Source organism: Micromonospora sp. RTBAU3-60, from assembly GCF_054963695.1.
In genome coordinates this window covers 1-7779 of the sequence record NZ_JBUEGB010000137.1, presented here as the reverse complement: position 1 = coordinate 7779, position 7779 = coordinate 1, and the positions used below count along the sequence as shown (strand labels likewise).

The 7779-nt window shown below is 68.4% G+C and carries 9 protein-coding genes; 6 read left to right on the top strand and 3 right to left on the bottom strand.

Annotation, left to right across the window (positions count from 1 at the left end):
• Position 1: 1 nt before the first annotated feature.
• Both ACY34I_RS39765 and ACY34I_RS39760 read right to left on the bottom strand, forming a co-directional pair.
• A complete protein-coding gene (locus tag ACY34I_RS39765) occupies positions 2-1171 on the bottom strand; it encodes a MalY/PatB family protein (protein WP_462760614.1) in 1170 nt (389 codons plus the stop codon).
• A gap of 331 nt (positions 1172-1502) precedes the next feature.
• Positions 1503-1964: a MarR family winged helix-turn-helix transcriptional regulator gene (locus ACY34I_RS39760; protein WP_462760612.1), complete on the bottom strand. Its 462-nt coding sequence runs from the start codon at positions 1962-1964 to the stop codon at positions 1503-1505.
• Positions 1965-2337: 373 nt separating this feature from the next.
• On the opposite strand from ACY34I_RS39760, the gene ACY34I_RS39755 reads away from it, so the two are divergent.
• The 5 genes from ACY34I_RS39755 (at position 2338) to ACY34I_RS39735 (ending at position 6138) form a co-directional block, all read left to right on the top strand.
• Positions 2338-3810 (top strand): DHA2 family efflux MFS transporter permease subunit, encoded by a 1473-nt coding sequence (locus tag ACY34I_RS39755; RefSeq protein WP_462760610.1) that lies wholly within the window; start codon positions 2338-2340, stop codon positions 3808-3810.
• Positions 3811-3874: 64 nt separating this feature from the next.
• Complete coding sequence (locus ACY34I_RS39750; protein WP_462760608.1) at positions 3875-4228, top strand: DoxX family protein; 354 nt, start codon at positions 3875-3877, stop codon at positions 4226-4228.
• 88 nt (positions 4229-4316) lie between these two features.
• Complete coding sequence (locus ACY34I_RS39745; protein ID WP_462760606.1) at positions 4317-4967, top strand: LUD domain-containing protein; 651 nt, start codon at positions 4317-4319, stop codon at positions 4965-4967.
• 162 nt (positions 4968-5129) lie between these two features.
• The gene (locus ACY34I_RS39740) at positions 5130-5285 is read left to right on the top strand and encodes a hypothetical protein (RefSeq protein ID WP_462760604.1); all 156 of its coding nucleotides are present in this window, start codon (positions 5130-5132) and stop codon (positions 5283-5285) included.
• Positions 5286-5610: 325 nt separating this feature from the next.
• Positions 5611-6138 carry an NUDIX domain-containing protein gene (locus tag ACY34I_RS39735; RefSeq protein ID WP_462760602.1) on the top strand — a complete coding sequence of 176 codons (528 nt, stop codon included), beginning with the start codon at positions 5611-5613 and terminating at the stop codon, positions 6136-6138.
• A gap of 166 nt (positions 6139-6304) precedes the next feature.
• On the opposite strand, the gene ACY34I_RS39730 is transcribed toward ACY34I_RS39735, so the two are convergent.
• Positions 6305-7510, bottom strand: a complete 1206-nt coding sequence (locus ACY34I_RS39730; protein ID WP_462760600.1) for an MFS transporter — start codon at positions 7508-7510, stop codon at positions 6305-6307.
• A gap of 54 nt (positions 7511-7564) precedes the next feature.
• Between ACY34I_RS39730 and ACY34I_RS39725 the strand changes: the two genes are divergently transcribed.
• On the top strand, positions 7565-7779 hold a 215-nt coding region (locus ACY34I_RS39725; protein WP_462760598.1), incomplete at its 3' end, for a cupin domain-containing protein.

Below are 7779 nucleotides of genomic sequence, written 5' to 3'. Positions count from 1 at the left end.
CTCAGGTGACGGCGGTGGCCATGCGATGGACTGCTTCCGTGATCAGTTCTGGTGACGTCGCCAGGTTGAGTCGTGCGTGTCCTGCGCCGCCGGTTCCGAAGGAGGGGCCGGAGTTGAGGGCGACCCGGCCACGGTCGAGGAAGACGGCTGCGGGGTCGTCGCCCAGGCCGAGAGCGCGGCAGTCGAGCCAGGCCAGGTAGGTGCCCTCACCGGGCCGGTAGCGGATGCCGGGCAGGTGCTCGGCCAGGAGATCGCTGAGCAGCCGACGGTTGCTGTCGAGACCGAGCAGAAGGGCGTCGAGCCAGTCACTGCCGTCCCGGAGTGCGGCGATGTGGGCGATGACCCCGACGTGGCTCGGGCCTTCCTGCACCCATGCGGGGATGCGTGCCACGTCCTCGACTGCCCCGGGCCCGGCGATGGCGAGGGCGGCCCTGAGGCCGGCGAGGTTCCACGCCTTGGACGCCGACATCACCGAAATGCCATTCTCGGCGCCCGGCACACTCAGGTACGGCACGAACACGGTCCCCGGCATCACGAGGGGTGCGTGGATCTCGTCGGCCAGGACCCGGACGCCGTAGCGGCCGGCCAGGGCGGCGACGGCGGCGAGCTCGTCGGCGGTGTGCACGGTGCCGGTGGGGTTGTGCGGGCTGCACAGCAGGTACGCGGGCCGGGGCCCACGGGCCGCAGCGCGCCGGAACGCATCCTCGAGGACGGCCAGGTCGATCCGGGCGTCCTCGCCGAGGGGGGCTTCCTCAATGGGTCGGCCGGTGTGCTCCACGAAGTGGTAGTAGGGCGGGTAGACAGGGCAGTTGATCACCACAGGGTCCGTGGGACCGCAGATCAGGTCAAGGACTTCTACGATGCCGCGCATCACGTCGGGAACCATGGCGGTGCGCTCCACGGTGATCCCGTCCCAGTCCCACCGCTTGCGCGCGAAGTCCGCGAGCGCCTCGGCGTACCCGGTTCCGGCCGGGTAGCCGGTGTCGCCGCGACGGGCCGCATCCGTGATCGCGCGCACGACCGGGTCGGCCAGCGGCACGTCCATCTCGGCCACGAACAGGGGCAGGACGTCGCTCGGATAGGTTCGCCACTTCTCGCTCGTGCGATCCCGCAACTGGTCGAGGGAGAGCTGACGCAGCGGGTTCGCCTCGTCCGGTGTAACACGGGACAGGTTGTTCAGAGGGTCACGCGTTGGCCGGGGCAGGCGAGGATTCACCTTCGGGTCGATCATTCAGAGGACTTCTCTCATCCGGTTGATGCGGTCGAGCCAGGCGTCCTTGTCCGGGTTCGCGGGACTCCCTCCACGTGGGGGTTCGCTGAACGAGATCGCGGTGCGGCACAGCAGTTGCCGTAGCCGCTCCGGCCGAGCGATACCCGCCGTAGAGGTTGCGGGCCGGCTTGCCAGGATCGGCTGCCTTGATTGCCGGGCTTTGGGGAACCCGTTACCCGCGATGATCAAGGCTGTCGGGTTCGCAGACTCGGTAGTTCCGGTGGCGGGCGCGTTATGGGTCGAGGTTGTTGTCCACCAAGCGGGTCAGGAAGGCCTCGACAGCGTCGGCCTCGTCGGCTGTCAGCTGTCTTCCGAAGTGCTTCACGATCTCGCGCAGGTGGGACCTGGAGGCCCGTTGGTAGAGGTCGTGGCCGGTCGGGGTGAGGACGGCGTGGACGACACGGCGGTCGGCGGGATCGCGTTCCCGCCGCAGTAGTCCGGCGTCGCACAGCCGGTCGAGTAGGCGGGTGATGCCGCCGGTCGTGAACAGCACCGCTTCCGCGAGTTGGCCCAGGCGCAACCGCTGATCCGGTGCCGCGGACACGTGGGCCAACACGTCGAATTCCGCCAATGACAGGCCATGGGCGGCCTGCATCTCTCGCTCGAGCTTCTTGAGGACCAGGTTCTGGCTGACGAGATAGAGCCGCCACACCTCGAGGTAGCGGCGTGTCGACAGCCGGTGCCGGTCGGTCACAAGCTGTCCTCCCTCGTCCCGTCATCGCGACCCTCGCCGCGTCCCACCGGGTCGCCTCAGCACCAACGCCCATCAACGGCGTTGGCGGTAGCGCCCCGGTCAGCGCGCGACCCCGGGTGTCCAGGCCTTCCTCGTACGCCGAAGCCTAGCCGTACGTGGCCCGCTGCCGTCATGGCATGCGGCGGCTCAGCCGACAGGTGACGTAGACCACGGATTATTCGCACCCCCTGACACGCTGACATCTGACGAGTCAGATATTAGCGTGTCAGGCATCTGCGCGATCGGCGGCACGCGTTCCGCGTCTGGCGACCGGCCGCGACCCATGGCGGGTCGGCCGCGCAGGCGCACCACAACACGTGAGAGGAGTGAGTCAATGCTGCGACGCGTGCCGTACAAATGGCTGGTCGCGACAGCGTTCGTGTTCGGCCTGTTCATGGAGATCCTCGACATGACGGTGCTGAACACCGCGCTGCCCGCGCTCGGCGAGCGGTTCGACGCCGGCACCGAGGCGCTGCAGTGGCTCGTGACCGGCTACCTGATCAGCATGGCCGTGTTCATCCCCGCCTCGGGCTGGGTGGCCGACCGATTCGGCAGTAAACGGACATTCGTGTTCGCGCTTGCGGTTTTCACCGCGGCGTCCGCGTGGGCGGGTTTTGCTGGCTCGCTCGGCGAACTGATCACCGCCAGGGTCGTGCAGGGCGTCGGCGGTGGGCTGCTGACACCCGTCGGCACCGCGATGCTGTTCCGGGCGTTCCCGCCGGCCGAGCGCGCGCAGGCTTCAGCCGTGCTGTCCATCCCGACGAGCATCGCGCCAGCGTTCGGGCCCGTGCTCGGTGGTTGGATGGTCGACACCCTCTCCTGGCGTTGGATCTTCTTCCTCAAGGTGCCGATCGGCGTCCTGGCGCTGATCTTCACCATGGCCGTCATCCGCGAAGAGCGGGCGGAACGTCCCGGCAGGTTCGACCTCGCCGGTTTCCTCACCGGCGGCGCCGCGCTCGCGCTCCTGCTCGTCGGCCTCGACGGCGGCGCCCGCTCCGGGTGGACCAGCCCAGGGGTGCTGGTACAGCTCGGAGCCGGACTCGCCCTGGTGGCGGCGTTCGTCGTGGCCGAACTGCGCGGCGCCGAACCCATGATCGATCTGCGGCTGCTGCGGAACCGGCTGTTCCGCACCGGAAATCTGCTGATGCTGCCCACCTCGGGCGCGTTGATGGGGGCGTTGTTCCTGGTTCCCCTGCTCCTGCAGCAGCAGATGGGCATCGACGCGACGGGTTCCGGCCTGGTGACCATGTTCCAAGCGCTGGGCATGGCAGCCCTGATGCCGGTCGCCGGCCGCCTCTATTCGAGGCTCGGGCCACGGCGGATGCTCGTCACCGGGTTCGTGATCACCGCGGCCTCCCTGGCGGCGCTGCTCGCCGTCAATCCCGGAACCACTCTGTGGGCGGTACGCGCGCCGCTGTTCACCCTGGGCGCAGGGATGGCCCTGACGGTGATCCCACTGCAGACCGCAACCTTCGCCGGGGTGAGCACCGCGGCCACAGCGCGCGCCTCGTCGCTGTTCTCCACCACCCGCCAGGTCGCCGGTGCGGCCGGAGTCGCCGTGGTCGTCACCCTGCTCACCGAGCGGACCGAGACCAGACTCGTGGACCTCGGCACTCGTGCCGCCGAGGCGGCCAGCCGGAGCGAGGCGATCTTCGCCGCCTACCACGACGTGTTCCTGTTCACCACCGCGCTGGCCGTGCTGGGCCTGCTCGTGGCCCTGCGCGTGCGTGACGCCGACGCGGCAGCGAGCCTGCGGCCCACGCCCACGACAGCGACCGAGGACGCGCGGGTGATGACAGCCCCGTGACCGTCACCGGCTGACCGCACACCCCCTCATCCACACCTCACTACAAACACACAAGGAGTCATCGATGTTCGTCGCCGCCGTTATCCTGTCCGTTCTGCTGGCCATCGGCTTCGCCCTGGCCAGCCTTCCGAAGGTGTCCGCAGCCGACAGCATGGTCACCGAACTCGGCAGGCTGGGCGTGTCCAACGGGCTTGTCCGCCTCATCGGGGCGCTGGAGTTCCTCGGGGCCGCCGGCCTGGTCATCGGACTGTGGATCGGCCCCCTCGGCATCGCCGCCGCCGCCGGACTCGCGCTCCTGATGGCTGGAGCCGTCGTCTACCACCTCAAGGCGCACGACCCCTCGAAGAAGACCGTGCCTTCGCTGGTCCTGCTTCTGCTCAGCGTGATCGCTCTCGTCCTCCGGGCCGCCAGCCTCTGACCCACCCGTCACGACGCCGGCGAGCAGCACCGTGACCGAAATCCCCGCCCGTAACAGCGACTGAAACAACAAACAAGCGAGGAACCACATGACCACCCTGACCACCACCGAGGCCGGCCTGCCGATCGACGAGACCTTCGAGCGGGCCGCCACCGAGGAGCAGCTGCAGCGCGCTGCCAAGGCGCTTCGCGAACACAACTTCGCTGTGGAGATCGTCGACCATGCTGCCGACGCTCGCGCCCTGGTCAACCGTCTGCTGCCCACCGACAAGACGATCTTCACCTCGTCCAGCGAGACACTTCGCCTGTCCGGACTGGACGACGACATCAACACCTCGGGCCGGTTCAATCCGATGCGCCCGAAGCTCATGAAGCTTCGAGAGGAAGGACGATTCGACGAGATGCGCATCGCGGGCGCCGCGCCCGACGTCGTCGTCGGCAGCGTCCACGCGGTGACCGAGGACGGGCGGCTCCTCGCCGCCTCCGGCAGCGGAAGCCAGCTCAGCCTCTACGGCTTCAGCGCGGCCCAGAGTATCTGGGTCGTCGGCGCCCAGAAGGTCGTTCCGGACCTCGAGACCGCCCTGCGGCGCATCGAAACCTACTCCTACCCGCGAGAAGACGCCCGATTCCGTGCGTTGACCGGCCAACCCGCCACGCTCGCCAAGATCCTCATCATCAACCGCGAGATGTTCCCCGAACGCGGCACCGTCGTCCTCGTCCGCGAACCCATCGGCTACTGAAGGTGACCGGGCCTTCGGCATCTCCGGCGTGGTCACCGAGGGGCCAGCCAGCCGCACGTCGACGGGATGCCGGCTGACGGGAGCAGCCGGACCACGGCTTCTTCGCGGTTACTTCACTCCGCATGCCCACCTTTGCCGCCATATGTAGTTCAGGAGCCGAACATGATCTTTGAGCCAGCCCACCGCGGCTGCCGCGATGAGCGACGGTGGCGGGCGACCCGGCGACGGATCCGGGAAGCGCTCGCGGTGCGCCGCGCCTGCGCGGCGGCCGGGCAGCGGACCGTCGAACCCTCCGCCGACTCCAAGGCCGCCGCGTGACGGCGCCCGGCAGGTCAACGACGCGCCATCTTTGGGGCGAACCGCCAGCGGTTGGCCAACGCGATCCCCGAGTGGATCGGGGCCTGTTGACCTTCTACGACCCCCCTGCCCGCCACCTCATCGAACGCCCCTCGACGGTCGCGGCGTGCGCACCGTCATCGCGGATCAGGCCATCAGCACCAAGCGGCTGGCCTTGACAGCGGACACGGGAATTTCCTCGTGGACGGACACGACAGTCGGGCCTTGATGGCAGTCACCGACCGTGATGAGGTGGCCCGAGATCCCGGGCCGGGCCATGTCGCACTCTCGCGCTACGTTCCGGCCCGTGAGTCGTGATGAGTTGCAGCGGCAGTCGCTCGAGGCCGCATTGGGCGACGTTGAGACAGCAATCGTCGAATTCGAGGGCGTCGCCGGCTGGCTGGCCGCCGTCGGTAGCAGTCCGGCCGACCCGCTGGGGGCTGAGGTCTGGGTGCTCGACACGAATCTGACCCAGGTGCTGTTGGTCTGCCATCCGTGGCGGGGCTGGGTTCCGCCCGGAGGGAAAGTCGAACCCGGGGAAACACCTCGTGAGGCAGCCCGCCGTGAGTTGTTTGAAGAGACGGGTGTCATGGCCGAGCTCCTCACCCGGCCGGCCGCTGTCTGCGTCCGCTCATACCATCCCGATCATCCGGCGACACTGGGACTGTCGTATGCCGCGATTGTCGACCGGGCTGTTCCGCTGGTGGCCGAGCCCGGCCAGCCCGTCGCCTGGATGAACCTGGATCACCAGTGGGAAAGCTGCTTCTCCGACGACCCATCCCGCATTCGTCGGCATGCCCAGTGGCTGGCCGGCCTTGCCCGATCTGAGCAGTGACCGCTGACAGGCCTGCTGTCGCTGCACGTCGCACCCGTCGAGGAGATGGCCGCGGTGCTCTCCGATCCGGCTCTACACACCTGAGGACCGTGGAGTATCGGGCACGGCCCGCCGCCAAAATAGAAGGTGCCGTGCTGGGATACCGGCGAGGTTTGCGTGCTGCGAGTTAGTCAACGGAAGCCGGGGAGGGCAGGACCGGTTGGTTCTGTTGCGTGCGCTCCTCGAGATCGAGCTTCGGCACTTCCGGGTCTCGCAGGGTTTGGAACAACAGCCAGCTGAGCACCGGCATGAGGATGAGCGGCGCCAGCGCGGTTCGCAGCGACGTCGCATCGGCTACCGCACCGATGACAGGGCTGGCGAGGCCGCCGATGCTGACCGTCAGGCCGAGGGTGATGCCGCTGGCGGTGCCGACCTTTGTGGGTAGGTAGTCCTGCCCCAGGGTGACCTGGAGCGAGAAGGGAACATAGAGGCCGGCCGAGGCCAAGGCCACGAACAGATAGATGGCCGGCCCAGGCACCCACACCACGCCCGTGATCGCGATGACGGTAATCGCGTAGGACCAGCGGGAGACTGCCACCCGGCCCCATCGGGCTGCCGCCGAACCACCCAGGACCGAGCCGATCACACCGCCGAGGTAGAGCACGAACAGGGCGGCAGTGCCCGCCGCAGAGCTGCCGTTCATGCGCTGCTGGGCGTAGAGGGAGATGAACGTGCTCAGGCCGATGAAAGCGATCGACCGGGACACCACGGCCAGCGTCAGCCGCACGAACGAGGCGGTGTCGTCGCGCCCGATCGGCGCTGGTGCTCCACTTTTGGCGCTCTTGCGTTTGGCGAGAGCGCGCAGGACGGGCAAGGCCATCGCAGTGCCAGCGAGAGCTGGCACCACCATCAGCGGCGTCCAGCCCAGGCCACCGACGGCCGCGACGGCGGCGACCATCAGCGGCGCCAGCGCGAAGCCGATGTTGCCCCCGGTGGAGAAGTACGCCATGGCGGTGTGGCTGCCCTCGCTGGCTTCGCGGGCGATGCGCGCGGATTCGGGATGGTAGGCGGCCACGCCGATACCGGAGATCGCCACGAAGAAGAGAGTGAGGGTGTAGTTGCCACTCAGTCCGCTCAGCGCGATGCCCACCCCGCCCAGCATGGTGCTGACTGGCAGCAGCCAGGGCATCGCCCAACGGTCGGTGAGCGCGCCGAACATCGGTTGCGCGACCGAAGACAGCAGTGAGGCGGCGAGCACGATGCCAGATGCCGTCGCGTAGGTGTAAGCCCGTTCGGCGACGAACAACGGCACCAGAGCCGCGACGGTGCCCTGGTAGATGTCGACGCAGGCATGCCCAACGGAGAGCAGAGCGATTGAGGTTTTCCTTCGCACTCGGCGATGGTTCCAACTCACCGCCCTGCCGGGCTTCCGATAAGCTGCCAACTAATGACGAAAATCCGCCACACCCCGGTGGCCCCCACACGTACTCAGCGGCTCGCGTCCGGGGGCGAGATCGACGCGCACCGCCACGACGATCACCAGATCGTCTACGCCGCCCGCGGGGTCCTGGCTGTCACGACCAGCGAAGGATCCTGGGTCGCGCCGGGCACGCGCGCCATCTGGGTGCCGGCCGGAACGGTGCACGCCCACCGGGCCTACGG